Origin of the sequence: Paraburkholderia sp. A1BS-2L (assembly GCF_051125205.1) — a bacterium.
GTDB lineage: Bacteria > Pseudomonadota > Gammaproteobacteria > Burkholderiales > Burkholderiaceae > Paraburkholderia.
On record NZ_CP120428.1, the window covers coordinates 3026167 to 3052053 of the forward strand.

22 protein-coding genes and 1 riboswitch are annotated in these 25887 nt (G+C 68.6%); of the genes, 8 read left to right on the top strand and 14 right to left on the bottom strand.

The annotated features are described in order from the left end of the window. Positions 1–273: 273 nt before the first annotated feature. The 7 genes from P5W98_RS13855 to P5W98_RS13885 form a co-directional block, all read right to left on the bottom strand. Positions 274–2484 carry a tetratricopeptide repeat protein gene (locus tag P5W98_RS13855; RefSeq protein ID WP_421024982.1) on the bottom strand — a complete coding sequence of 737 codons (2211 nt, stop codon included), beginning with the start codon at positions 2482–2484 and terminating at the stop codon, positions 274–276. A 223-nt stretch (positions 2485–2707) separates the two neighbouring features. Then, complete coding sequence (gene metF / locus P5W98_RS13860; protein WP_421024983.1) at positions 2708–3538, bottom strand: methylenetetrahydrofolate reductase [NAD(P)H]; 831 nt, start codon at positions 3536–3538, stop codon at positions 2708–2710. Positions 3539–3591: 53 nt separating this feature from the next. Then, positions 3592–3945, bottom strand: a complete 354-nt coding sequence (locus P5W98_RS13865) for a phage holin family protein (RefSeq protein ID WP_421024984.1) — start codon at positions 3943–3945, stop codon at positions 3592–3594. A gap of 118 nt (positions 3946–4063) precedes the next feature. After that, on the bottom strand, positions 4064–5482 hold the full coding sequence (gene ahcY, locus P5W98_RS13870) for an adenosylhomocysteinase (protein WP_421024985.1): 1419 nt from the start codon (positions 5480–5482) through the stop codon (positions 4064–4066). A 33-nt stretch (positions 5483–5515) separates the two neighbouring features. Beyond that, positions 5516–5624, bottom strand: a riboswitch (S-adenosyl-L-homocysteine riboswitch). Between the two features lie 96 nt (positions 5625–5720). Beyond that, the gene (locus P5W98_RS13875) at positions 5721–6491 is read right to left on the bottom strand and encodes a glycosyltransferase family 2 protein (protein WP_421024986.1); all 771 of its coding nucleotides are present in this window, start codon (positions 6489–6491) and stop codon (positions 5721–5723) included. Between the two features lie 187 nt (positions 6492–6678). After that, entirely contained in the window at positions 6679–7401 is a 723-nt protein-coding gene (locus P5W98_RS13880) for an LrgB family protein (protein WP_421024987.1), read from the bottom strand. A gap of 60 nt (positions 7402–7461) precedes the next feature. After that, positions 7462–7917 (bottom strand): CidA/LrgA family protein, encoded by a 456-nt coding sequence (locus P5W98_RS13885; RefSeq protein WP_421024988.1) that lies wholly within the window; start codon positions 7915–7917, stop codon positions 7462–7464. Positions 7918–8058: 141 nt separating this feature from the next. On the opposite strand from P5W98_RS13885, the gene P5W98_RS13890 reads away from it, so the two are divergent. Then, the gene (locus P5W98_RS13890) at positions 8059–9009 is read left to right on the top strand and encodes a LysR family transcriptional regulator (RefSeq protein ID WP_421024989.1); all 951 of its coding nucleotides are present in this window, start codon (positions 8059–8061) and stop codon (positions 9007–9009) included. A gap of 120 nt (positions 9010–9129) precedes the next feature. On the opposite strand, the gene P5W98_RS13895 is transcribed toward P5W98_RS13890, so the two are convergent. Both P5W98_RS13895 and P5W98_RS13900 read right to left on the bottom strand, forming a co-directional pair. Beyond that, entirely contained in the window at positions 9130–10872 is a 1743-nt protein-coding gene (locus P5W98_RS13895; protein WP_421024990.1) for an OmpA family protein, read from the bottom strand. Positions 10873–11107: 235 nt separating this feature from the next. After that, positions 11108–12745, bottom strand: coding sequence for a GMC family oxidoreductase (locus P5W98_RS13900; protein WP_421024991.1), 1638 nt, complete (start codon positions 12743–12745; stop codon positions 11108–11110). Positions 12746–12957: 212 nt separating this feature from the next. Here P5W98_RS13900 and P5W98_RS13905 point away from each other — a divergent pair, with 212 nt between their 5' ends. Next, positions 12958–14448 (top strand): coniferyl aldehyde dehydrogenase, encoded by a 1491-nt coding sequence (locus tag P5W98_RS13905; RefSeq protein ID WP_421024992.1) that lies wholly within the window; start codon positions 12958–12960, stop codon positions 14446–14448. Positions 14449–14484: 36 nt separating this feature from the next. On the opposite strand, the gene P5W98_RS13910 is transcribed toward P5W98_RS13905, so the two are convergent. The 5 genes from P5W98_RS13910 to fliE all read right to left on the bottom strand — a co-directional run bounded on the left by P5W98_RS13910 (position 14485) and on the right by fliE (position 17996). Then, a complete protein-coding gene (locus tag P5W98_RS13910; RefSeq protein WP_421024993.1) occupies positions 14485–14913 on the bottom strand; it encodes an EscU/YscU/HrcU family type III secretion system export apparatus switch protein in 429 nt (142 codons plus the stop codon). Next, complete coding sequence (locus tag P5W98_RS13915; protein ID WP_421024994.1) at positions 14910–16526, bottom strand: flagellar hook-length control protein FliK; 1617 nt, start codon at positions 16524–16526, stop codon at positions 14910–14912. The genes P5W98_RS13910 and P5W98_RS13915 overlap by 4 nt, the downstream gene beginning before the upstream one ends. Before the next feature lie 186 nt (positions 16527–16712). Further along, complete coding sequence (locus P5W98_RS13920; RefSeq protein WP_421024995.1) at positions 16713–17045, bottom strand: flagellar protein FliT; 333 nt, start codon at positions 17043–17045, stop codon at positions 16713–16715. Beyond that, positions 17042–17488: a flagellar export chaperone FliS gene (gene fliS / locus P5W98_RS13925; RefSeq protein WP_421024996.1), complete on the bottom strand. Its 447-nt coding sequence runs from the start codon at positions 17486–17488 to the stop codon at positions 17042–17044. Before fliS ends, P5W98_RS13920 begins: the two co-directional genes overlap by 4 nt. Before the next feature lie 172 nt (positions 17489–17660). Next, the gene (gene fliE / locus P5W98_RS13930; RefSeq protein WP_035532191.1) at positions 17661–17996 is read right to left on the bottom strand and encodes a flagellar hook-basal body complex protein FliE; all 336 of its coding nucleotides are present in this window, start codon (positions 17994–17996) and stop codon (positions 17661–17663) included. A gap of 301 nt (positions 17997–18297) precedes the next feature. Between fliE and fliF the strand changes: the two genes are divergently transcribed. The 6 genes from fliF (at position 18298) to P5W98_RS13960 (ending at position 25672) form a co-directional block, all read left to right on the top strand. Continuing rightward, the gene (gene fliF, locus P5W98_RS13935; protein ID WP_421024997.1) at positions 18298–20100 is read left to right on the top strand and encodes a flagellar basal-body MS-ring/collar protein FliF; all 1803 of its coding nucleotides are present in this window, start codon (positions 18298–18300) and stop codon (positions 20098–20100) included. Then, on the top strand, positions 20090–21085 hold the full coding sequence (gene fliG, locus P5W98_RS13940; RefSeq protein ID WP_421024998.1) for a flagellar motor switch protein FliG: 996 nt from the start codon (positions 20090–20092) through the stop codon (positions 21083–21085). Before fliF ends, fliG begins: the two co-directional genes overlap by 11 nt. After that, on the top strand, positions 21078–21779 hold the full coding sequence (gene fliH / locus P5W98_RS13945; protein ID WP_421024999.1) for a flagellar assembly protein FliH: 702 nt from the start codon (positions 21078–21080) through the stop codon (positions 21777–21779). Before fliG ends, fliH begins: the two co-directional genes overlap by 8 nt. Positions 21780–21784: 5 nt before the next feature. Beyond that, a complete protein-coding gene (gene fliI, locus P5W98_RS13950; protein WP_421025287.1) occupies positions 21785–23575 on the top strand; it encodes a flagellar protein export ATPase FliI in 1791 nt (596 codons plus the stop codon). Beyond that, positions 23572–24021, top strand: a complete 450-nt coding sequence (gene fliJ, locus P5W98_RS13955) for a flagellar export protein FliJ (protein WP_421025000.1) — start codon at positions 23572–23574, stop codon at positions 24019–24021. The genes fliI and fliJ overlap by 4 nt, the downstream gene beginning before the upstream one ends. A gap of 82 nt (positions 24022–24103) precedes the next feature. Next, positions 24104–25672 carry a flagellar hook-length control protein FliK gene (locus P5W98_RS13960; protein ID WP_434718059.1) on the top strand — a complete coding sequence of 523 codons (1569 nt, stop codon included), beginning with the start codon at positions 24104–24106 and terminating at the stop codon, positions 25670–25672. Positions 25673–25887 lie beyond the last annotated feature (215 nt).

The window sequence follows — 25887 nt, forward strand, 5'->3', positions numbered from 1 at the left end:
CGCTCACAAGCCGGCCAAAATGACCATCACGCAGGAAATGCCTGGTTGACAGGCTTGCTGCGGGCGGCTTCCCGGGCAATCCGCAGGCCGTGGCCGCTCATGTTCTTCTCATCTCCCGCTTGTGTCCCGCCTGTGTCCCACTTGTGCCCGCGCCGGTCCGCTGAAGCACGATAGCGCGCCGTCATTTCGCTTGCAGTTTCCCTGGCCGCCGGCGCGGATGCTGGCGCTGGCGCGCTGTCCAGGTTCGGCTTCGACTGGCTTTCGGCGGCAGTATCAACCGTCGTTCACCGCCTGCGCGCGAGCGCACCAGTCGCGCCACATGAGGCGGTACGCGGCTTCCATGTTGCGCGCGAAGCGTTCTCCGTCCATCAGCGGCGAGGCCGCCATGCGCGGGCGCAGGCTCGCGCGCAGCGCGGCGAGGCGTGCCGGATCGCGCGCGAGCGCGACCACGAGTTCGACATAGGCGGCATCGGTATGCGCGGCCAGCTCCGCCAGCCCCAGGTTGGCGAGCAGCGAAAGGCCCGCGCGGCCCGCCGCCGAGCGGCCCACGCGCGTGGGCACGGGCACGCCCATCCAGAGCGCATCGAGGCTCGTGGTATGGCCGTTGTAGGGAAACGTGTCGAGCGCGAGATCGACTTGCGCCCAGGTGAGCAGATAGTCCTCACGCGGCTGAAAGCCCACGAAGCGCACGCGCGCCGCATCGACGCCATGGGCCGCGAGGCGCGCCAGGAGCCGCTCGCGCGCGGCGCCGGGCGGCGCCATCAGCACGAGCCGCGCCGTGGGCAGCGCCGCGAACACGCCCGACCAGAGCGCGAAGGTGGCGTCGGTGAGCTTGCAGGGGGTGTTCAGGCAGCCGAACGTGATGGCGCCGTCGTGCCCCTTGGCCAGCATCGGCAAGCCATTGACCTCGATGCCGGGCGCGAGCGCGTCGTAGCACCAGAACGAGTCGGGCAAGCGCAGCGAGCGCTCGGTGTACTGATCGTCCACGCCCGGCGCACCGGGCGGGTCGAGCCACGGATCGGTGAGCCGCCAGCCGATGGCCGCGCTGCCCGTGGTGCCCGGGTAAGCGAGCCACGCCACCTGCACCGGCGCGGGCCGCCGCGCGAACATGAGACGGCGCGCGCCGTTCATGTGCATCGTCAGGTCCACGAGGATGTCGATGCGATCGTCGTGAATCTGCTGCGCGAGCCGCGCATTGTCGAGCTCGCGCACGTCGCGCCAGCGATCTGCGTGGGCGGCGAGGCGCGCCGTCACCTCGTCGGGTTGCGCGACGCTCGAATAGCAGACGATCTCGAACGCCGCGTGATCGTGATGCTGGAACAGCGGCGTCGTGAACAGCATCTGGCAGTGGTTGCGAAAGTCCGGCGAGACATAGCCGATGCGCAGCCGCCGTCCCGCATCGGGCGTGGTCGCATGCGCAACTGGTTGCGCGAGCAAGGCCGCTTCGTGCTGCCGCGAGAGCTGCTCGGCAGCGGCGCGGATCGCGCGGCCGTCCTCGGTCGCGAACATCAGCCCATAGACGGCGTTGCTGTGCGCGCCGATGTTGCCGGGCTCGCGTGCGAGCGCTTCGCGATAGCACGCGAGCGCCGCCTCGATCGCGCCCGCGTACTTGTGCGCGTTGCCCAGATTGCTCCACGCGTTGGCGAAAGCCGGCTTCAGTTCGAGGGCGCGCGTGAAGCACGCATGTGCGTCGTCGATGCGCGAAAGATCCACGAACACATTGCCGAGGTTGTTCCACGCCGACGCGTCGTCGGGCGCGAGTTCGAGCGCGCGCTCCAATACCACCTGGGCCTCGGCCTCGCGGCCGCAGGCCCGCAGCAGGCAGCCGAGATTCGTGAGCACATTGGACGATTCGGGCGTGAGCGTGCGGGCGTGCTCGAGCACTGCCTGCGCCTCGCCCGTGCGCCTGAGCGCGATCAGGACGTTTGCGAGATTGTTCCACGCGTTCACGGACCCCGGGTCCAGCGCGACCGCGCGGCGCAGCGGCGCCTCCGCGCGTGCTGCTTCGCCGCTCGCCAACAGGGTGCTGCCGTAGTTGTAGTGCGCCCCTGCGTTGTCGGGAGCGAGCGCGAGTGCACGCTCGAAGGCTGCGAGCGCGCGCGGGAAGTCGCCCTGGCTCACATGGAGGTTCGCGAGGTTGTTCAGCGCGATCGAAAAATCGGGCTTGAGCGCGAGCGCGCGTTCGAGCGCCGCGAATGCGCCTTGCGCTTCGGTGGCCGCGTCATGGGTGAGCCCGAGGCTCACGAGAAAGTAGGGGTCTTCGCGCACCGCGAGCGCGCGCTCGATCAGCGCGCGCGCCGCGAGCCGGTCGCGCGCCGTTTCGAGGATGCCGGCGAGATGCAAGGCGTCGCCATCGCGCGCATTGGCCGCGATCAGCCGCCCGCAGCGCGCGCGTGCCTCGTCCAGCGCGCCGGCACGCCACGCGGCGAGCGCATCGGCGAAAGTGCCGGCTTGCGAAGGGGTTTCGGGAATGGAAGTCGTCATGCGCAAAGGCCAGCCGCGCACGACGCATGCCATGGCGTGATCACGCGGGTAAAAACCCTCGATTATCGGCACCGCGCCAGCCACGGCCTTTGACGCAGATCACGAGCGCTAGCCGGCACGGCTGCGCATAAAAAAACCGCGCAGCACCCGGTAAAGGATGCCGCGCGGTTTGCATGGCGCCGCACGCAGGCGGCAGGCCAGAACTGAAGGACGCCTCATGCGCTCACAAATCGAGCCGTTCGCAGATCGCCTTGGTCGCGCCCGCCGCATTGAGCGTGTAGAAGTGCAGCCCCGGCGCGCCGCCTTCGACCAGACGACGGCACAGGTCCGTCACCACGTCGAGGCCGAACGCGCGGATCGACTCGCGGTCGTCGCCGAAACTCTCGAGGCGACGCGCCACCCAGCGCGGCACTTCCGCGCCGCACATTTCCGAGAAGCGCATGAGCTGCGTGTAGTTCGTGATCGGCATGATGCCGGGCACGATGGGCACGTCCACGCCGAGCTTCTTCGCGTCTTCCACGAAGCGGAAGTACGCGTCGCCGTTGAAGAAGTACTGCGTGATGGCCGAGTCCGCGCCGGCCTTCACCTTCTTCGCGAACGCCTCGAGGTCGTGGCGCGGCGAGCGCGACTGCGGGTGGTACTCGGGATAGCCGGCCACTTCGATGTGAAACGCGTCGCCGGTTTCCTCGCGGATGAACGCCACGAGCTCCGACGCATAGCGCAGCTCGCCCACTGCGCCCATGCCCGAAGGCAGGTCGCCGCGCAGCGCCACGATGTGGCGGATGCCGTGCGAGCGGTACTGGCGCAGGATCTCGCGCAGGCTGTCCTTCGACGAGCCGATGCACGAAAGGTGCGGTGCCGCATCGACGCCTTCCTTGGCGATCTCGACGATGGTGTCGAGCGTGCCTTGCTGCGTGGAGCCGCCCGCGCCGAAGGTGACCGAGACGAAGCGCGGCTTGAGCGTGAGCAGTTGCGCGCGCGTGGCGCGCAGCTTTTCGATGCCGTCCGGGGTCTTCGGCGGAAAAAATTCGAATGAGAGTTCGATCGGTTTCATGATCGCTTGGGTGTTAAGCGAGCCGCAGCGCGAGGCTGCGGCCCGTGCATGCATCAGCCGAGGCTGCGGTTGCCGAAAATCAGCGCCGAGAGCAGCCAGGAGACGATGCTGTAGAGGATCGAGCCGAAGAACGCCGACCAGAAGCCCGACACCTCGAAGCCCTTGAGCAGCGACGCCGCGAGCCAGAAGCACAGCGCATTCACCACGAGAATGAACAGGCCGAGCGTGAGGACGGTCACGGGCAGCGTGAGGATGATGAGCACCGGACGCAGGATAGCGTTGATGAGGCCGAGCACGAGCGCGATGATCAGCGCGGTGCCGAAGCTGCGCACGTGGATCGACGGAACGAGCCAGGTGATGATCAGGAGCGCGAGCGCGTTGATCACCCAGGTCAGCAGCACGGTCATGGGAACTCCTTTTGCGTCGTTGTGATGTGTGCCGCCCGTGGCATGGCGCACGGGCGTTGACACAGCTTCGATCGGGGCGCTTAAAGCGGGCTTAAAGCCACAACCCGCTTTGTATCGCTTAGTAACGATAGTGGTTCGGCTTGAACGGACCGTTCTTGTCGACACCGATATACGCGGCCTGATCGTCGGACAGCACGGAGAGGTTCGCGCCGATGCGCGCGAGGTGCAGGCGCGCGACCTTTTCGTCGAGGTGCTTGGGCAGCACATAAACCTTGTTCTCGTACTTCTCGCCCTGCGTGAACAGTTCGATCTGCGCGAGCGTCTGGTTCGTGAACGAGTTCGACATCACGAACGACGGGTGGCCCGTGGCGCAGCCGAGGTTCACGAGGCGGCCTTCGGCCAGCAGGATCACGCGCTTGCCGTCCGGGAAGATGATGTGGTCGACCTGCGGCTTGATGTTGTCCCACTGGTACTGGCGCGTGGAAGCGACATCGATTTCCGAGTCGAAGTGACCGATATTGCAGACGATCGCGTTGTGGCGCATCGCCTTCATGTGGTCATGGCCGATCACATGGTAGTTGCCGGTGGCCGTCACGAAGATGTCGGCCTTGTCGGCGGCGTATTCCATCGTCACGACGCGGTAGCCTTCCATCGCCGCCTGCAGTGCGCAGATCGGATCGATTTCCGTGACCCACACCGTGGCGCCCAGGCCGCGCAGCGATTGCGCGCAGCCCTTGCCCACGTCGCCGTAGCCGGCCACGACCGCGATCTTGCCCGCGATCATCACGTCGGTGGCGCGCTTGATGCCATCCACGAGCGACTCGCGGCAGCCGTACAGGTTGTCGAACTTCGACTTGGTGACCGAGTCGTTCACGTTGATCGCCGGGAACGGCAGACGGCCTTCCTTCTCCATCTGGTACAGGCGGTGCACGCCGGTCGTGGTTTCTTCGGTCACGCCCTTGATCTGCGAAAGGCGCTTCGAGTACCACGTCGGGTCGATGTCGAGGTGCGCGGCGATCGACTTGTAGAGCGCCACTTCCTCTTCATTGGTGGGCTTGGCGATGACCGAGCGGTCCTTTTCAGCCTTGGAGCCGAGGATCAGCAGCAGCGTGGCGTCGCCGCCGTCGTCGAGGATCATGTTGGCGAACTCGCCGTTCGGCCATTCGAAAATGCGGTGCGAGAACTCCCAGTATTCGTCGAGCGATTCGCCCTTGAACGCGAACACGGGCGTGCCGCCGTTGGCGATGGCGGCGGCGGCGTGGTCCTGGGTCGAGAAGATGTTGCACGAGGCCCAGCGCACTTCGGCGCCGAGCGCCTTCAGGGTCTCGATCAGCACGCCGGTCTGGATCGTCATGTGCAGCGAACCGGCGATGCGCGCGCCCTTGAGCGGCTGCTGCGCCTTGTACTCTTCGCGGATTTGCACGAGACCGGGCATTTCGGTTTCGGCGATGTCGAGTTCCTTGCGGCCCCAGCCGGCAAGCGCCATATCGGCGACGACGAAATCGTTGGCTTGATTGTGCGGAACTGCGGCGTTCATCACGCCCTCCTTTCTAAAAGTGACTAGAAATTAAAGACGTGAGCGCCGTTTTCAGTGCGATTGCTCCTCGAGGAGCCAACCGGATTGAGCACCTTCGAGCCTGGCGGATCACAGAAAATCCGTCGCAACGCTCCTCGAAGGCGAGGCGTGATTGTAGCAAAACGAGACGGCCAATTGGATGGCTCGCGCGTGACCAGGCGTTTAGCACCCCAGCACGCCGCGCGTGGAATCAGCGGATTCAGCCAGCGGAGTGGGCGAGATCCAGTGCGCGCATCTGCCGGACGCTCGCGAGCGCCGCGTCGAGAAAGGCCTGCGAGCAGCGCACCGTTTCGGCTGTCGCGGCCGGGGCCGCCTGGGCGAAGCCCATCTGGATGTTCAGGAAGCGCTCCGCATGAATGCCGTCGTGGTAATGCATGCGCACCTGCTTGTGGCCCGTGAAGCGGCGCTGCCCGAAAATCTCGCGAAGCGCCCACGAGAACGCGCCGTCTTCGCCGCCGTGCCGGCGGAAGAACTCGTCCATCGGGAAGCCGCCCAGCGCGAGAAAGGCGCTGCGGCGGATCACGAGGCTGCTCGGCACCGTGTTGCTGAGCACGTCCGCGTACTTCTCGAAGTCCGGATGGGTCGTCAGCCGCGCGGGAAAGCCCACATAGTCGATGTCGAGCCGGATCGCCGCTTCGCGCGGATGCTGCTCCAGATGCGCATGGGCGGCGGCGAGCGCGCCGGGCAGGTATTCGTCGTCGGCGTCGAGAAACGCGAGGAGCGGCGTGGCCGTGTGCAGCGCCGCCCAGTTGCGCGCACGCGCCGCGCCGCCGTTGCTCGCCGTCTGCAGTAGGTGCACGCGCGGGTCGCGCAGGGCATGCGCGCGGGCGATGGAGGCGGAAGCGTCGGTCGAGCCGTCGTCGACGACGAAAATATGAGTGGCCTCCGGTTGCTCGCGGCAGCTCTCGAGCGCGCGCGCCAGCGTGGCGGCGCCGTCGAAGCACGGGATGATGATCGAAATCGGGGACATGGGCGGCGGCGGCTTTAGGCTATCGGCTTTAGGCGGCAATGAGCCGCATGATCCGCGGCGATTCGCAGCAATTTACGGCAATACCCCGGATCATAGGCGGGTCGCGAAATCGCGAATGCTGGGCGGCCGCCACGCCGCGGTCCGCCCAGGTCCCTCTCCCCCCTGCACCGGGGAAAAGGCGGCGCGCCTAAACCGGCAGGAAGCCGAGCGCCGGCGCGAGCAGCACCATCACCACGCCCGCGATCATCATCGTAAGGCTCGACACCACGCCTTCCTCGCTGCCCAGTTCGCGCGCCTTCGCGGTGCCCACGCCGTGCGCCGCCGCGCCGAACAGTGCGCCGCGCGCGAGCCGCGTGCGCAGCGGCACGAGGCCGAGCACCAGTTCGCCGAACAACATCCCGCACACGCCGGTTGCGATCACGAAGAGCGCGGTGAGGTCGCGCGGCGCGTGAATCTTGTCGGAGACCGCGAGCGCGAACGGCGTGGAAACCGAGCGCGTCATCAGGCTGCGCTGCAATTCGGGCGACAGGTGCAGCAGCTTGGCGAGCGCGAGCGAGCCGCCCACGCCCACTGCGATGCCCACCGTCACGCCCACGGCCAGCGAGATCCAGTGACGCTTGAGCAGAGCGCGGTATTCGTGGATCGGCACGGCGAACGCCACGGTGGCCGGGCCGAGCAGCCACATGAGCCAGCGCGTGTCCTGGAAGTAGACCGGATACGGAATATGGAGCAGCAGCACGATCGCCGCGAGCACGGCCGGCACCGCGACGACCGGCGTGAGCCACGGCGTGCGAAAGCGCGCGTACAGCGCCTTCGAGGCGAAATAGAGCACGACCGTGACGATGAAGCAGCCGGCGGCGATCAGCCGCGAGGCATCGTCGGCGAACAGGGATGTGTAGAACTGGGTCATGACGGGGTCATCCTTGCTGGTGGGACATCAAGACGCTCATGCAGACGCCTGTGCGGACGCTCAGGCCGCGTGCCGGGTCTGGCGCGCGTGATGCACGCGGCGCAGCGCGAGGCGGCGCTCCAGCCGCGCGGCCTGTTCCACCGCGAAAGCCACGGCCACCATCACCATCAGCGTGCCGCCGATCACCACGAGCGCGAGGCGCCAGCCGTCGGCGCGAAAGAGGCCGCCGTATTGCACCGCCGCCACGGCGGCGGGGATGAAGAACAGCAGCATGTCCGAGAGCAGCCAGTCCGCGCCCGCCTTCACCCAGCGCGGCGTCACGCCGCCGCAAAAGAGCAGCGCGAGCAGCAGCACCAGACCCACCACCCCGCCCGGCACGGGCAAGTGCGCCGCGCGCACGAGCGCATCGGCGGCGACCCAGACCCCGCAGAGCAGCGCCGCCTGCGCAGCAATCCGGCCGGTACGTACGAGTCCGCCCGTCGGCGCGGTCCGTGCAGAAGTGTTCGGTGCGTTCATGGCAAACCCTAAGTGACAGTGCAATGGAAGTCAGTATATGACTCTCAACCGCATAAATAAAATGACTTAACATTATTGAATACATTCCATAATGGAATGCGATACGCTGACGTGCACCGGCAGACATGAGGAGGCAAGACCATGGAATTGCGCGCGCTTCGTTATTTCATCGAAGTCGTGCGGCAGCAGAGCTTCACGATCGCCGCCGAACAATTGCACGTGACCCAGCCCACCATCAGCAAGATGGTGAAGACGCTGGAGGACGAGACCGGCACCCCGCTGCTGCTGCGCGACGCGCGCCAGATGGTGCTCACCGACGCCGGACGCATCGTCTATCAGCGCGGCCAGGACGTGCTCGCCGCGCAAGCGCGCCTGCAAGCCGAACTCGCCGATCTGGGCACGCTCGGGCGCGGCGAACTCACCATCGGCATTCCGCCGATGGGCGGGTCGCTGTTCACGCCCGCCATTGCCGCGTTCCGCCAGCGTTATCCGAAGATCGAACTCAAGCTGTTCGAACAAGGCTCGCGCGCAATCGAGGCCGCGCTCATCTCGGGGGAGCTCGAACTGGGGGGTGTGCTGCTGCCGGTCGACCCCGACCAGATCGACGTGCTGCCGATGTCGCACGAACTCCTGTGGCTGGTCGCGCCGCGCGGCTCGCGCTGGGACGGCGCGCCGGGCGTGCCGCTCGCCGACCTCGCCCGCGAGCCGTTCGTGTTCTACGGCGAGAGCCTCGCGCTGAACGATGTCGTGCTCGCCGCCTGCCGCACGGCGGGCTTCACGCCGCAAATCGTGGGCCGCAGCGGCCACTGGGACCTGATGGCGGCGCTCGTGCTCGCCGGCGTGGGCATCGCGCTGCTGCCTGCGCCTTATGTGCGCCGCCTCGACGCGGCGCGCTTCACCTGCCTGCCCGTCACCGACCCGCAGATCGCATGGGACATGGCCATCGGCTGGAAGCGCAACGGCTATCTTTCGCATGCCGCGCGCGCGTGGCTGGGCGTTGCGCGCGAGGAATACGGCAAGCCATCGACGTTCCTCGACGACTTCGTGCGTCCGCCCGGCCTGGAAAAACCCGCCGACGAGGCACGCCCGTGAAAAAGAGCCATCCGGCTCGCGCCGGATGGCTCTTTACGCGTTTTCTTATGGGTGGTCTCCCCGCACTGCGCGCCGCGTAACGCGCTTTGCGCTTACTGCGTGCTGCTTACGCCTTACCGCCTACTGCTGTGCCACGAACTCGATGCGGCGGTTGCGAAAACGTCCGCTCTCGGTGTCGTTGCTGTCGATGGGATGGGCCTCGCCGTAACCCTCGGCCGTGAGCGTCGAGGCATTCACGCCTTGCGCGACCAGCCAGGTGCGCACGGCCTGCGCGCGCCGTTTGGAGAGCGCGAGATTGCCCGCCTTGTCGCCGACGTTATCCGAATAGCCCGCCACTTCGAGCTTGACCGGCTTGCCTTCCTTCGCGCATGCGTTGAGCACCTTGGCCGACTGGCGCAGATCCTCGCCAGCCGTTGCCGGGATGATCGTGCTGCCGGTTGCGAAGTTCACCACTTGCAGGTTGAGCACCTTCACGACGTCGGCCGAAGCACACGAGGCATCCGGACCGAACAGCCCCTTCACCGCGTCGCGGAATGACTGCGTGGCGTCGGCCACGGCCTTCTGCACGTTGAACACGCCGATGTCGAAGCCGGTGCCGAACAGCGCCTTGAGCTTGTCGAGCCAGCCCAGTTTGGCGTCCGCCGCCGCGCCGCTCAGCTCGACGTGCGAGCCGTCGATCTTCACTTCGGCGCCGGGCAGCGCGAACAGCGGCAGCAGGCCGTCGAGATGCGCAAGCCACGCGGCAGGCTTCGTTGCGGCATCGACGGTCACGTTGGCGTTGAACTTGCCTTCGCCGAGCTGCTTCGTGAGCGCGTCGATGAGCTGGGTTTTCTCTTCCTGCGTGCCCACGGTCGCGGTGATGGTCGGCACGCCGGCCTTGTCGACCGTGAACGAGAGGTGCGAATCCTGCGTGGGCGCAGGGGCGGCCTCGCTCGCCGACGAAGTTGCCCCGGCAGCGGCCGCGGCGGCATCCGATGCCTGCGAAGCCGCACCCGTCACGACAGCGGCGCTCGCGTCCGATGCGGCTTCCGCCGCCGGCGCGACGTCCGAAGCGGCCTGGGTCGCTCCGGTCTGGGTGGTGTCCTCGGCGTTGTCGCGCTGGCACGAGCGCAGCGCGAAGAACGCGATGATCACGGCGATCGCGGCCAACAGCCACCACAGCCACGAATGTCCGCGCGCGCCGGGCTTGGCCTGCGGCTCGGGGTGCACGACCGTCTGCGGCGGCACGGCAGCCGGAACCGGCCGCACGACCGGCTCCGGATGGCTCAGGTGCGCCGAAACGTCTTTCAGACGCGCGATGATCGAATCCGCGAAGGCCGCCGCCGAGCCGAGGCCCACGGCTTGCGCGAGACGGTCGGTGAGGCTCGCGTTGACCGACGAGAGTTGATGGCCGAGCAGCGTGGGCAATTGTCCGACCACGCCCTGCGAGGCCGTGAAGTGATGCTTCAGAATGCCCATGATCGCCGCGCCGACCACGCCGGTCAGCGAGAAGACCGTCGACTGCGCCGCGCCGGTTTGCACGGCCACGGCGTCGGCGAGCGCGCCGACATTGACGCCCGCGGCCTTCTGGATCAGCTCGCGGCCCGCGGTTTCGAGCAGGCTCACGCCCGAGGTGCTCGCGAGCAGGTCGGGCAGTTGCTTGCCGATCTGCGCGTTGACGTCCGGCGACATGATGGTGGAAAAGAGGCCGCGCGCGCCTTCGGCCGTGCTGCCGCGCTGCATGATCGCGGCGACGATGGCCGGAGCGGCGGCGCTCGCAACCTTGCGCGTGAGATCGGGCGCGAGGCCGAAGCGGCCAGCGAGTGTGCGCACGACATCGTCGCTCAGAACCGTTTCCAGCAGTTGAAAGACGTTGATGCTCATCGAGGCGGGTTCTCCAGTTCGCGGACGCGCCAGCTGACACGCCCAAGTCGGGGGCGATTATAGGGAGTCCGAAATCTCGAAAATGGGGCGAACCCGTGCCCCGCACACTCTTTGACGAAAACCTTTCGATTGCGCGGGGCTTCGTCAAGGCGAGGCCGAAACGAGGCGCATTGCGCCTCGTTCCGATGAGCCGCGTACCCGCTCGCAAACGTGCAGGAGAGCCGGAAGCCAGCAGTCAGGCGATGACGGTTGGGCTGTGCGTTGTCGTGTCGGCGCGCCGGCTCGCGGCGATGAAATCGGCGGCGCGCTCGCCGATCATCACCGTCGGCGCGTTGGTGTTGCCGCCGATCAGCGTCGGCATGATCGAGGCGTCGGCGATGCGCAAATGCGTCACGCCGCGCACGCGCAACTGCGCATCGACGACCGAGCGCGCGTCGCCGCCCATGCGGCAGGTGGCGACGGGGTGATAGATCGTGTCGGCGTGCGCCGCGATGGCCGCACGCAGTTCGGCGTCGCTCTGATGCGCATGCGTATAAAGCTCGCGGCCGCCCATTTGCGCGAGCGCGGGCGCGTCGAGAATGCGCCGCGCGAGACGCGCGCCTTGCACCAGCAGATCGAGATCGCGCGCATCGGAGAAAAAGCGCGGATCGATCACGGGCGCGACGCGCGCATCGGCGCTCGCGAGCGTGACCGTGCCGCGGCTCACCGGGCGCAGCACGCACACATGCAGCGAGTAGCCGTGGCCCCAGTGCAGGCGGCGGCTATGGTCGTCGACGAGCGCGGTGCAAAAGTGCAGTTGCAAATCGGGCCGCTCGAGCTCCGGGCGGCTCTTCAGGAAGCCGCCCGCCTCCGCCACGTTGGTCGTGAACATGCCGCGCCGCCCGCGCGAGTAGCGCACGAGCCCGGGCACCATTCGTGCGAGGCCGCGCAGCGAATAACCCACGGTCTCGCTCGAATGCACGCGCTTGTTGAACGTGAAGTCGATATGGTCGATCAGGTTGCGGCCCACCTCGGGCGCGTCGTGGCGCACCGCGATGCCCTGCGCGCGCAGTGGCTCTCCCGGGCCGATGCCCGAACACATCAGCAGCTGCGGCGAATTGAACGCGCCCGCCGCGAGAATCACCTCGGCGCGCGCTTCGAGCGTTTCGGTGCGTGCGCCGCGCGCCACTTCGACGCCGCTTGCGCGCGTGCCATCGAACCTGACGCGCAGCGCGATGGCATCGGCGATCAGATGGAGATTCGGGTGCCTGCCCTGTGTGTCATACAAATAGGCGCGCGCCACCGTGCAGCGCTCGCCGCCGCGCTGCGTCACCTGGTAGAAGCCCACGCCCTCCTGCTGGGCGCCGTTGAAGTCGTCGTTGGCGGGAAAGCCGGCCTCGCGCGCAGCCTGCACGAAGCGCTCCGCCACCGGATTGCGCTCGCGCAGATCGGACACCGCGAGCGGGCCGCCCGCGCCGTGCCAGGCGCTCGCGCCGCGCGCATTGTCCTCGGCGCGCAGGAAGTACGGCAGCACGTCGTCCCACGCCCACCCCGCGCAGCCCAACTGGGCCCATTCGTCGTAATCGAGCGGATGGCCGCGCGTGTAGATCATCGCGTTGATGGCGCTGGAGCCGCCGAAGCCGCGTCCGCGCGGCTGATAGCCGCGACGGCCCGCCAGACCCGGCTGGGGCACGGTCTCGTAGGCGTAGTTGTTCTTCGAGCGCCGCGGCACCAGCGCCGCAACGCCCATCGGCATGTTGACGAACGGGTTGCGCGCCGTGTGCGGCCCCGCTTCGACGAGCGCGATGCTCGCCTCGGGACAATGCGCCGCCAGCCGCCCGGCCAGCGCTGCGCCGCCCGAGCCGCCGCCTACGATGACGTAGTCGTATTGCATGCCTCCTCCCTGGATGCGGCGTGGCATGCAAAACGCGCAGAAAGCACGCTCGATGCACGCTCGTTCGATTTCGCTTTTTCGCGCATTGTAGGAAGCGTTGTCGGATTGGGTCAGCTTTTATGTCAGAACCTTTCCTCTAATCGTCGGAGCGTGCAGGCAGCACGCGCGCGACTACCATGAAAGGCCGCAGTGCCCTTCCACCAGGACCGACCATGAAACAGGATTTGCCCGCAGCACTCGCGCGTCACGACGGCAACGACAGCGGTGGCGAGCTCAGCCGCGGCACGCCGGGTTCCGCGGGCGACAATCCGCGTGAATCGCTGCATGCCTTGCTCGCCGCGCAGCGCGCGGCGTATCTGCGCGCGCCGTTTCCGGCGTGGAGCGAGCGTGCGCGCAACCTGCGGGCGCTGCGCGACGTGCTGTTCGCCCACCAGGACGCGCTGGCCGAGGCGATGAACACGGACTTCGGCCAGCGCTCGAAAGCCGAGGTCGCGCTGGCCGAGTTCATGGTGCTCAAGCAGGAAATCGACGCCGCGCTCAAGCACGGTGCGCGCTGGATGCGCCCGCAGCGCCGCAGCGTCGGCAAATGGCTCGCGCCGGGCCGCGCACGCGTGGTGCCGCAGCCGCTCGGGGTGGCGGGCATCGTCGTGCCGTGGAACTATCCGCTGCTGCTCGGCGCGAGCCCGCTCGTGTGCGCGCTCGCGGCGGGCAACCGCGCGATGATCAAGATGCCGGAGCTTACGCCGCGCACCTCGGCGCTGTTCGAAGAGCTGATGAGCCAGACCTTTGCGCGCGACCATGTGGCGGTCGTGAACGGCGACGCCGCCGTGGGCGCGGCGTTCACGTCGCTGCCGTTCGACCACTTGCTGTTCACGGGCTCGACGCGCGTGGGCCACGAAGTGATGCGCGCGGCCGCCGCGAACCTCACGCCGGTCACGCTGGAGCTGGGCGGCAAGTCGCCCGTGCTGATCGGCGAGCACGCGCGCTTCGACTATGCCGTCGACAGCCTGCTGCTCGGCAAGACGCTGAACGCGGGGCAAACCTGCATCGCGCCCGACTACGTGCTGCTGCCGCGCGGCAGCGAGGACGCCTTCATCGCCCGGGCACGCACGCGCTTTGGCGAGCTCTACCCCGACTTCGCGAACAACCGCGACTACACGTCGATCATCTCGGCGCGCCACTACGAGCGGCTCGAACGCCTCGCCGACGAAGCGCGCGCCGAAGGCGCGCAACTGCATGAACTCGGTCCGCGCGACGCCGCCACGCGGCGTTTCGCGCCCGTGATCGTGACGGGCGCGGGCGAGCACACGCAGCTGATGCAGGAGGAGATCTTCGGGCCGCTGTTGCCGCTCGTGCCTTACGACTCGCTCGACGCAGCGATCCACTACGTGAATGCGCGCCCGCGGCCGCTCGCGCTCTACCTCTACGCCGACGATGTGCGCACCGTCGAGCGCGTGACGCGCGAGACCGTGGCGGGCGGCATGTCGGTGAATGAGACGCTCATGCATATCGCGGCCGAGGGGCTGCCGTTCGGCGGCGTCGGCCCGAGCGGCATGGGCGCGTATCACGGCTACGAGGGCTTCGCCACGTTCTCGCAGATGAAGCCCGTGTTCACGCAGGCGCGGCTGAACGCGCGGCGGCTAATCGCGCCGCCTTACGGCAAGCGGTTTGGGTTGCTGATCAAGGCGATGTTGAAGTTCTAGCTTGAAGTCCTGGCGGGGCGCATGCCGCAAACACCGCTAGCGCGGCAGCGCGGGCAGGCGCAACGGGTTGCCCGCGAGCGACTTGGCGTCCGGCAGCCGCGATCGCGACGCCGTCTGGGTCGCCGCTTGGGTCGCTTGGGTCGCTTGGGTCGCTTGTGCCGCCTGTTCCGTTTGCGCAGCGTGTTGCGCCTCGCTTTCCGCCGCCTCGAGCCCATGCAGCCACGCAAGCAGTTCCGCCACGGCCTGATAAAGCTGCGGCGGGATCTGCGAATCCAGATCCACCTGCATCAGCAGCGAGACCATCTCCGGCGCTTCGTGCACGTAGAGTCCCGCTTCCTTCGCGCGCTGTACGATCATCTCGGCCACGAGCCCGTAGCCTTTCGCGACCACGCGCGGCGCGCCGTCACGCGCGACCGGGTCGTCGTAGGCGAGTGCGGCGGCGCTTCTGCGATGCGTGCGGCTCATCCGAGCTCCCAATCTGTCGAGTCCGTGGCGTGCGGCGCATCGGCCGCGTGCGCCGGCGATGCCGCATGCGTGGCCTCAGCGGCACGCGCATACGCACCGGCGGCCCACATGCCGTCCACGCCTGCTGCGCCACCCATGCCGTTCATGCCGCCGATCTCGCGGATCGACAGCCCCGCGAGCGCGAGCCCCAGCGCTTCGAGCCGCCCGCGCAGCGCCTCGCTGTGCGCGCTGAGGCGCTGCGCGCCGCCCGGGCTCGCCTGCACGCGCACCGCGAGCGTCGAGCCCGTGAGCGCAAGCTCCGCGTCGACGGTGCCCAGCGCCGGCAGTGCCAGCGTGAGACGCGTGCGCCATGGCGTTTCGTCTTCGTCGGCAGCGCGCCCCGCGCGCGGATCTTGCCGGGCGTGGCGCTCGTCGTCGTCCGGCTGGATGCTCCAGTCGAGCCGCACGCCCGGCCATGCCTCGCCGGTCCAGCGAAATTCCCCGGTCGCGAGCAAGTCGAGTTGTTGACGCACGAGCGGCAGCAACGCGCCGTGCACGCCCACTCCCGCGCCGGCCCCGGCGAGCGTGCGGGCGGCGGGCAGCAGCGCATCGGCGAGCGCGGCTACCGTGCTGCCGCCGGCGCGCTCCCCTTCCTCGGCGAGCCCAGCGGCATTGGCTTCGCCGCGCGCGCTTGAGGCCGCTGTCCCCCCGGCGTTGGCCGTGCTGCCCGCCCGCGCGCCTTGCTGGGTGGCGCTGGGCAGATCGGTCCACAGCACGTCGGCGATGTCGTCGGCGGCGAGATTCCGGTCGACCGCAAACTCGAGCGGCAACTGCGCGCTGCCGCCGGTCAGGCGGTTCTGCGGTTCATCGGCGAGCTCTCCGGGCGTGCGCTGGCCGCGCAGCCATTGGGCGAGATGCGATTCGTAGAAGAGCCCGCTCGACGCCACCGTCTGCGCAAGCGTGGCCGCCAGCGCGGCAACCGGGCCGGATTGCATGGCGGGTGCGGCGCGCTGGGCCGCTTGCGCGCCCTGCGTGCCTTGTGCGCCCTGCGGCGGCGAGGACGGCGCGGCGCCTTGGGCGCCGCCCGTGCCGGCGCTCATGCCGCCACTTTCAGCTGCATTCGCAGCCGCAGCACTACTCGCACCGGCAGCACCTTCGGCGTCTTGCGCGCTGCCTGGCAGTCCAGCCTGCGCCGCCTCAGCCGTCGAGGCCTCCAGGTCGGCAAGCAGCGCGGCCTCCAGCGCCTGGACTTGGGCTTGTGCCGGGTCCGTGGCCCCCGTCTGGGCAGTGGGATTCGCGAGGCCCGGCAGCGGCAGCGAGCCAGTGTCTGCCGCCATCGCCTGGCCGGCAGCCGCCGGATCGGCCCAGATCGGCGCACGCCCGACCACGGCGGGCGTGGCCTCGCCGCCCGAGCGGATGATCGCGTCAAGCGCGAGCGCGACGGCGGAAAGCACCGTTTGCGCCGATGCCTGCGGCGAGCCGGCGTTGCGCGGATCGGCCAGCGCGGCCGCGCCGCCGGTGAGCGCGGAAACGCCTGCCTGCGCGGCGCCCGCGCTGCCCTGGGAGCCCGCCGCGCCCAGTGCGCCTATGCGGCTCGCGAGCAGCGCCGCAGCGCTCGTATCGATTCCGTTCATGCGGAGCGTGGCCCGCACGGGCCAGGTTGTGCGCCGCGCGTCCCATGCGGCGACGCGGCGCTGTCAATATTCGTGCGCGAGCGTGTCGGCTCGTGCTTGTGCCGTGCGTGCTGCTTCGCGCCAATCGGCTTTGGTTCGCCGCGCACAGGCGCCCCGACGGCATCGGAGGCCTCGCGCGACCCGGCCCTAGGGCGCGCCGTACAGCTCCTGCAACACCCGCGACGGCTGCGCGGTGCCCTGAAAGAGCGCCGCCAGGCGCGCCATGCACGGGCTCGCAAGGTCGCGGATCGCGGCGTCATCGGCGAGGATCTGCCGGATCAGTTCGTACTTGCGCGTGCGCTCGGCGGCGGTGAGCCGGATGCCGAAATCGGCGTTCCTGAGCGCGTCCACCAGGCGCCGGTACTCCTCCTGAAGGCTGATCAGCTCGTTCCAGCTTGCGCCGCGCGCGGCATGGAGCATCTGCTCCGAGACCGCCGCAATCGCCTCGTAGCGGGCAAAGTAGTCTGCTTTCGAATTCATCTCGTCAATGAACCGGGCACGGGCGCGGACGACTCTCTCGCCATCCGCTCCACTTCCGGCGCAATCCCCAACCAGGCTTCCTCGAGCGTCGCCAGCAGGCCGTCGACTTCGACCAGCATGGATTCGCTCTGTTGAATGTTCGCTTCGAGCAGGCGTCGCGTCATGTAACCGTAAAGTGCGTTCAGGCGCTGCGCGACTTCTCCGCCCGCCTCGACGTTCAACGCCAGCTGAAGCCCGCTTTCGACAATCCGGATGGCCTTGCCAATCGCCTCGCCGCGCGGGCCCACATTGCCCATTTGCAGATGCATGCGGGCTTGCGCAATCGCCTTGCGCGCGCCTTCGTACAGGAGCGCGATCAGCTTGTGCGGACTCGCGCCCATGACCCCTGTTTCGACACCCACGCGTGCATAAGCGTTGGCTCCAGACTGTGCAGGGGAAAACATCGGCGCTTCTCCTTCGAACGTTCGGCTATGGATACGGTGCATCCGGCCCTTTGCCTTGCGTGGCGCGTGCCGGGTATAGCCGTGTTATCGGAACGGCGCGGGAGAAGCTTTAATGTCTTTGAAAGTACGCAGGCGCGACACCGGCGGCCAGTCACTCACCCCTGGCTGGCCGCTAGACCTGGATCTGCATGATGTCCGTGTAGGCCGCAACGAGCTTGTTGCGCACCTGCAGGCCGAACTGGAAGCCGACATTGGCCTTCTGCATGTCGACCATGACGTCGTTGAGCGAAACGTTGCCGGCCCCGAGCTCGAACGCCTGGGACTCGCCCACGGCCTTTTGCTGATCGGCGCTGATCTTGTCGATGGACGACTTGAGCGCCGCGGCGAAGCCGCCCGCGGTGGCCGCGCCCGAGCCGACGTCGGCGGCGCTAGTATCGCTTGCCGCCTGGGCGGCCATGGACTGCATCTGCGCAAGGGCCGACGTGAGTGGGTTGACTGGCACGGTCATGTTTGCTCCACGAATAAAGAGGGATCGTGCGAGGGCGGATGCCGCCGCCCGGCGAATCCGGCGCCCATGCAGGTGACGTGCAGCTCACCTGCGAGTTGTACGCGGATGGCATACAGCGCGCCGAATCTGGGAAGGAGCATAGCAATTCGCCATTTCCGGCAGCCTCGAAACTAGGGGGAAAACCCGGCTCTATTCGCGCAATCGGCTTGCCGGCGGGTGCGGATAATCGCTGTCGTGAAAGTTTCCGCCGCGCGCATGCCGCGCAAGCGGGAACAGCCAGCCTCCCGGAGAAACCCGTCGCATGGATTCGTCTGCCAACTCGTTGATCAACCCCGATGCCCGGGTGGGCCTCGCCACCAGCGGCGCCGCTCCGGGCGTGGCCGCGGCCGGCGCGGCGGGCGCGGCAGGCGGGCTCGGGGAGGACCTGGGCGGCGGCCTGGCGCAGCGCCTCGGTTCGCTTTCTTCGCTGCGCAATGTGCGCGGCAACCCGCGCGCGCCGCTCATCGTGGCGGTGGCGGTGCTCGTCGCCGTGGTCGCGGGCCTGATCCTGTGGTCGCGCGCGCCCGACTACAAGGTGCTCTACAGCAATCTCTCGGACCGCGACGGCGGCGCGATCATTACGGCGCTGCAAGCCGCCAACGTGCCGTACAAGCTCTCGGAAGGCGGCGGCGCGATTCTCGTGCCGTCCGAGCAGGTGGGCGAAATGCGCCTGCGTCTCGCCCAGCAGGGCCTGCCCAAGAGCGGCTCGGTGGGCTTCGAGCTGATGGACAACCAGAAGTTCGGCATCAGCCAGTTCGCCGAGCAGGTGAACTACCAGCGCGCCCTCGAAGGCGAGCTCGAGCAAACGATTCAATCGATCCAGAGCGTGAAGTCCGCGCGCGTGCATCTGGCGATTCCGAAGCCCTCGGTGTTCGTGCGCGAGCGCGAAGCGCCCACGGCCTCGGTGCTCGTCAACCTGTACCCCGGCCGCGTGCTCGATGAAGGCCAGGTGGCCGCCATCACGCACATGGTCGCCTCGGCCGTGCCCGATCTGCCGGTGCGCAATGTGACCGTGGCCGACCAGGACGGCAACCTGCTCACGCAGAGCGCCGCGAGCGCCGGCCTCGACGCCTCGCAGCTCAAGTACGTGCGCCAGGTCGAGCACGACACCCAGGCGCGCATCGACGCGATCCTCGCGCCCCTCTTCGGCGCCGGCAATGCGCGCTCGCAGGTGAGCGCCGACCTCGACTTCTCGAAGCTCGAGCAGACTTCGGAAAACTACGCGCCCAACGGCAGCCCGCAGCAAGCCGCGATCCGCAGCCAGCAGCAGAGCATCGCCACCGATTCGCAGCAGTCGAGCGCCGGCGGCGTGCCGGGCGCGCTCTCGAACACGCCGCCGCAGCCCGCTTCCGCGCCCATCACCGCACCCGCGGCGGGTGCGAACGGCGCGCCCAGCGCCACGCCGGTCTCGGATCATCGCGACACCACCACGAACTACGAGCTCGACAAGACCGTGCGCCACTTCAGCCAGGCGCCGGGCAGCATCAAGCGGCTCTCGGTGGCGGTGGTTGTGAACTATCAGCAGAAGGTGGACGCGAAGGGGCACGCCACGCTGCAGCCGCTCGACGCGCAAAAGCTCGCTCAGGTCGAGCAGCTCGTGAAGGACTCGATGGGCTACGACGCGAAGCGCGGCGACTCGGTGAACGTGGTGAACACCGCCTTCCAGACCGAAGTCGATCCGAACGCGAACCTGCCGTGGTGGCGCCAGCCCGACATGCTCGCGCTCGCGAAGCAAGTCGCGACCTGGCTTGGCATCGGCGTGGTGGCGCTGTTCCTCTACTTCGTGATGGTCAAGCCGGCGCTGCGCCGGGCCTTCCCGCCGCCCGCGCCGGCCGCCGCCCTGCCCGCGCTCGCGGGCATGGACGAGCCGATGCTGCTCGACGGCCTGCCCAGCGCGGACAAGCTCGAAGGCGCGGCAGACGCCGAAGCGGATCCCGCCCTGCTCGCGCTCGAAAACGACAAGCACAAGTTCGAACGCAACCTCGAATTCGCGCGCAGCATTGCGCGCCAGGATCCGAAGATCGTCGCAACCGTGGTCAAGAACTGGGTGAACGATGAACGCTGAAGGAGCCACCAAGAGCGCACTGCTGCTCATGTCGATCGGCGAGGAAGAGGCCGCGCAGGTCTTCAAGTTCCTCGGCCCGCGCGAGGTGCAGAAGATCGGCGCCGCCATGGCCGCGCTCAAGAACGTCAAGCGCGAAGAGATCGACGCCGTGCTGCAGGAGTTCGTGAAGGAAGCCGAGCAGCACAGCGCGCTTTCGCTCGACTCGAACGACTACATCCGCAGCGTGCTCACCAAGGCGCTCGGCGAGGACAAGGCCGGCGCCGTGATCGACCGCATCCTGCAAGGCGGCGACACGAGCGGCATCGAAGGTCTCAAGTGGATGGATTCGGGGTCGGTCGCCGAGCTCATCAAGAACGAGCATCCGCAGATCATCGCCACGATCCTCGTGCATCTGGACCGCGACCAGGCCTCGGAGATCGCCTCGTGCTTCAGCGAGCGCCTGCGCAACGACGTGCTGCTGCGCATCGCGACGCTCGACGGTATCCAGCCGCAGGCGCTGCGCGAGCTCGACGACGTGCTCACGGGCCTGCTCTCGGGCAGCGACAACCTGAAGCGCAGCCCGATGGGCGGCATCCGCACGGCCGCCGAGATCCTCAACTTCATGACGAGCCAGCACGAGGAAGGCGTGATCGAAAACGTGCGCCAGTACGACGCCGAGCTGGCCCAGAAGATCATCGACCAGATGTTTGTTTTCGAGAACCTGCTCGATCTCGAAGACCGCGCGATCCAGTTGCTGCTCAAGGAAGTGGAGTCGGAGTCGCTCATCATCTCGCTCAAGGGCGCGCCGCCCGCGCTGCGCACCAAGTTCCTCTCGAACATGTCGCAGCGCGCCGCCGAACTGCTCGCCGAGGACCTCGACGCGCGCGGCCCTGTACGTGTTTCGGAGGTCGAAGCACAGCAACGGCGTATCCTTCAGATCGTTCGCAACCTTGCCGAAAGCGGTCAGATCGTGATCGGCGGAAAGGCGGAAGACGCGTATGTCTGACGAAGCAACGCAAACGCAAACGGGCACGCGGCAGCAGCGGCGCGCGCCCTCGGCGTACCAGCGCTGGGAGATGGCGTCGTTCGACCCGCCGCCCCCGCCTCCGCCGCCGCCCACGCCCGACGAAACCGCCGCTTTCGAGGCGCAATTGCTGCGCATTCGCGAGAACGCCCATCAGGAAGGCCTGAAGTCGGGTCACGTGGCGGGCCAGGCGCTCGGCTATCAGGCCGGCTACGAACAGGGCCACAAGCAGGGCTTCGAGCAGGGGCGCGAAGAAGCGCGCGTCCAGGCGCGGCAACTGGCGCAGCTCGCGCAACGCTTTGCCGAGGCGCTGCAAACGGCCGAAGCGGGCGTGGCCGACACGCTCGTCGAGCTCGCGCTCGACATCGCGCAGCAGGTGGTGCGCCAGCACGTGCAGCACGACCCGACCGCGCTCGTCGCCGCGGCGCGCGAGGTGCTCGCGCACGAGCCGCAGCTCACGGGCTCGCCGCAACTCGTGGTGAGTCCCGCCGATCTGCCGGTGGTGGAGGCGTATCTGATGGAAGAACTGCAGGCGCGCGGCTGGTCCGTGCGCACCGATGCCGCGCTCGAGCGCGGCGGCTGCCGCGCGCAGGCGGCGAGCGGCGAAGCGGATGCGGCCATCGGCACGCGCTGGGAGCGTGTGGCGCTGGCGCTCGGCAAGGCGCGGCCGTGGTGAGCACGATGAATCCCAGCCCGCACCAGACGATCCACACGGGCGGCCTCACGCCGCTCGAGCAGGAGCTTGCGCTCGCATCGTTCGGGCCCGGCGCGCATGACCCGGCGCAAGTGCGCGGCGTGCTGGTGGACGACGGCGCGCAAGCAAGCCAGCATGGCGCCGATGCAGCCGCTCAAGCGGCCGCGACGCTCGACGCCGTCGAGGCAGCCATCGCCAACGCGACCAATGCTGCCGATGCAGACAATGCAGCCGATGCCTCCAGCCCAGCGTGGAACGGCGCCGATGCCGGCCACGACAATCCATCGGCGAGCCAAAGCGGCCCGCGTGAACCAGCCGCCGACCAGCGCGCGGCCTGCACCCCGCCGCCCAGCTACGACCCGGCCAACCTCCACCTGGCCGCCTGGAACGCCCATCTCGCGAGCGTGCGCGCGCGCAACGCACTGGCCTTGCCGCTGCGCGGCTGCGGCCGCCTCACGCGCGCGGCGGGCCTCGTGCTCGAAGCCGTGGGGCTGCGCCTCGCCGTGGGCGCCGAAGTCATGATCGAACTGCCGCCGGGCAGTTCGCTGCCGATGGCCGAGGCCGAGGTGGTGGGCTTCGCGGGCGACAAGCTCTTTCTCATGCCCACCACGGAAGTGGCGGGCCTGTTGCCCGGCGCGCGCGTCTGGCCGCTCGAGAGCGCGCCGATTGCCGACCCGATGTCGGGGGCCAAGCGCCTGCCGGTGGGCTGGGGGCTGCTCGGGCGCGTGCTCGACGCCTCGGGCCGCCCGCTCGACGGCCTGGGCGCATTGAATGCCGAAGCCGATGCGCCGCTCACCGCGCCCGTCATCAACCCGCTGAACCGCGAGCCGATCCACAAGGTGCTCGACGTGGGCGTGCGCGCGATCAACGCGCTGCTCACGGTCGGGCGCGGCCAGCGCATGGGCCTCTTTGCCGGCTCGGGCGTCGGCAAGTCGGTGCTGCTCGGCACCATGGCGCGCGCCACCAGCGCGGAAGTGATCGTGATCGGCCTGATTGGCGAGCGCGGCCGCGAAGTGAAGGAATTCATCGAGCAGATTCTCGGCGAGGACGGCCTCGCGCGCTCGGTCGTGGTGGCCGCGCCCGCCGACGTCTCGCCGCTCCTGCGCATGCAGGCCGCCGCGTACACGACCACGCTCGCCGAATACTTCCGCGACCAGGGCAAGCACGTGCTGCTGCTGATGGATTCGCTCACGCGCTACGCGATGGCGCAGCGCGAGATCGCGCTCGCGATCGGCGAGCCGCCCGCGACCAAGGGCTATCCGCCTTCGGTGTTCGCGAAGCTGCCCGCGCTCGTCGAGCGCACCGGCAACGGCCCCGAAGGCGGCGGCTCGATCACCGCGTTCTACACCGTGCTCACCGAAGGCGACGACCAGCAGGACCCGATCGCCGACTCCGCGCGCGCGATTCTCGACGGCCACATCGTGCTCTCGCGCACGCTCGCGGAGGCGGGCCACTATCCGGCCATCGACATCGAGGCGTCGATCAGCCGCGCGATGACCGCGCTCATCGACGAGCCGCATCTGAACCGCACGCGCGCGTTCAAGCAGATGCTCTCGCGCTACCAGCGCAACCGCGATCTCATCAACGTGGGCGCTTACGTGAGCGGGCGCGACGCCGTGCTCGACCGCGCCATCGCGCTGTATCCGCGCATCGAGGCGTTTCTTCAGCAGGGCTTTCGCGAAACCGCGAACTACGAACAAAGCGTCGAGATGCTCGGCGCGCTGATTGGCAACACTTCAGGCAATGCACAGGGCAACGGCCAGGGAGCCAGGACATGACGAAGCAGACCGCACTGCAAACACTCATCGGGCTCGCGCAGGACGATGTCGACACCGCAACGCAAAAGCTCGGGCGCGTGCAGCGCGAGCGCGTGGAAATCGAAAAGCAGCTGAAGTCGCTGATCGATTACCGCGACGAGTATCACGCGCGCTTCACCGAGTCGGCGCGCGCGGGCATGGCCGCCGGCAATGTGCGCAACTTCCAGGCGTTCATCGACACGCTCGACACCGCCATCGACCAGCAGCGCCGCCTGCTCGAGCAGGCCACGCAGCGCGTGGAGGCGGCCAAGCCCGACTGGCAGCGCAGCAAGCAGAAGCTCGGCTCGTACGAGGTGCTGCAATCGCGCCACGAGGAGGTCCAGGCGCGCAAGGACGCCCGCCGCGAACAGCGCGACGCCGACGAGCACGCCGCCCGCGCGCTGCGCATGCGCAACGCGCATTCGTGAAATTGGTGACCTGTTTAGTGACTTATTGGTGATTTACTAGTGACGCCGGCGCGTCCGGATCACGTTCAAGAGAGCAAGCAGCATGTCGCTTCTATCCGCAGTCAGTTCGTTGCTCGGCGCCGCCGTGGATGCGGCCACGGGCGCGCCGAGCAGCGCCGGCAATGGCGCCGCCGCGAGCGCTTCCGACCTCGCGAGCCGGGGCTTCGCGCAAACGCTCCAGCAAAGCATTGCCGCGCAGAACGCGCGGGGCGCCGCGCCACGCCCGGTTGTCCAGGCCAGTTCGCCTCAGCAAGGGGCGCACGCTTCGGCGGGCGCGGCGTCCACGGCTTCGACCGCTCACGGCGGCGCGAGCGCAACGACGCAGTCTGCTCAAACCGCGCCGCCCACGTCATCCGCGCAAGCGTCCCAGCCCGCGCAGCAGGCCGGTAACGGCGCTGCGCACGCACCGAGCGTCGATCACCGCGCCGACAACGCCCTCGTGCGCCAGAAGCAGGCCGAAGCCGCCGGCTCGCAGGCCGCTGCGGCACAGATTCAGGCGCAGCAAGCCCAACAGGCCATGCAGACGGCGCAGCAGGCGCTGAGCAACGGCGATGCCACCGCGCAGGCCGCCGAGGCCGCGCTCGCGAGCGTCGCCTCGACGGCCGCCGGAGCCGCGGGCACGAGCACCGACGCGAACGGTGCAAGCATCACGGGCGGCGCGGCGGGCGACGGCACGAGTACCGCCAGCAGCGACCCGAAATCGGTCAGCGACGCGCTGCACGCCGCGCTCGCGACGCTGCGCGGCGGCGCGGCCAGGCTGAACACGCAGGTTGCGGGCGCAACCGAGGGCGCCGCCACGACCCCGGCCAATTCGACGATAGCTGGCAGCTTTGCGGCGCACATGAGCACGCAGGCGAAGGCCAAAACCCTGGGCGCCGGCCTCGACGACAAAAACGCCGCCGACACCGCCGCCAAGTCCGTGGCCGCCGCGCCGCAGGACGCAGCCGCGCAAAACGCCAATGCCACGCTGGCCGCAACGGCGCAGCAGCAGGCAACGTCCGCGCAGCAACCCGTGGTATCGAGCAGCGCGACCGATGCCCTCGCCGCCACCCAGGCGGCCGCAGCCGCCGCGGCTCAGGCCCAGGCGGCGCAGGCCGCCCAGAGCGCGAGCGCCAACCCCGCCGCAGCGGCGGCGGCTTCCGCCACGCTGGCCCCGCAGGTGGGCACGCCGGGCTGGGAGGACGCGCTCAGCCAGAAGGTGGTGTTCCTCTCGAACGCCCACCAGCAATCGGCGGAGCTCACGCTCAATCCCAAGGACCTCGGGCCATTGCAGGTCGTGCTGCAAGTCGCCGACAACCATGCGCACGCGCTCTTCGTGTCGCAGCATCAGCAGGTGCGCGAGGCCGTGGAGGCCGCGCTGCCGAAGCTGCGCGAACAGATGCAGCAGAACGGCATCGGCCTCGGCAGCGCGAGCGTGAGTGACGGCTTCTCGCGCCAGATGAACCAGCAGGCGCAACAGGACGGCGGCAGCGGATCGGGCTCGCGCGGCGCGCGTGCGTCGGGTTCGGCTGGCGTGGCGGGCATCGGCGCGGCCGGCGGCGCGGACGGCGCAACCAGCGCCGCCGCCACGGTCACGCAGCGCAGCGTGGGCTTGATCGACACGTTTGCCTGAGACATTCCCGCAGTCGCAAGCAGCAAAAGCGGTGCAGAGAGAGGCGTCGATGCGTCGGCGCCTCGGCACCCCCACGCCTCGTCCCACCAGGCCACGCTCGCGCAACAAAGCCACGAGATAGCCGCAAATCCCCCGTCTATTCCTCCCATCGCCGCAGCGCAAAAGCCGGAACAATGCAGGCTGCCGGGATGAATGCGCGCGCGCCATGGCGATCA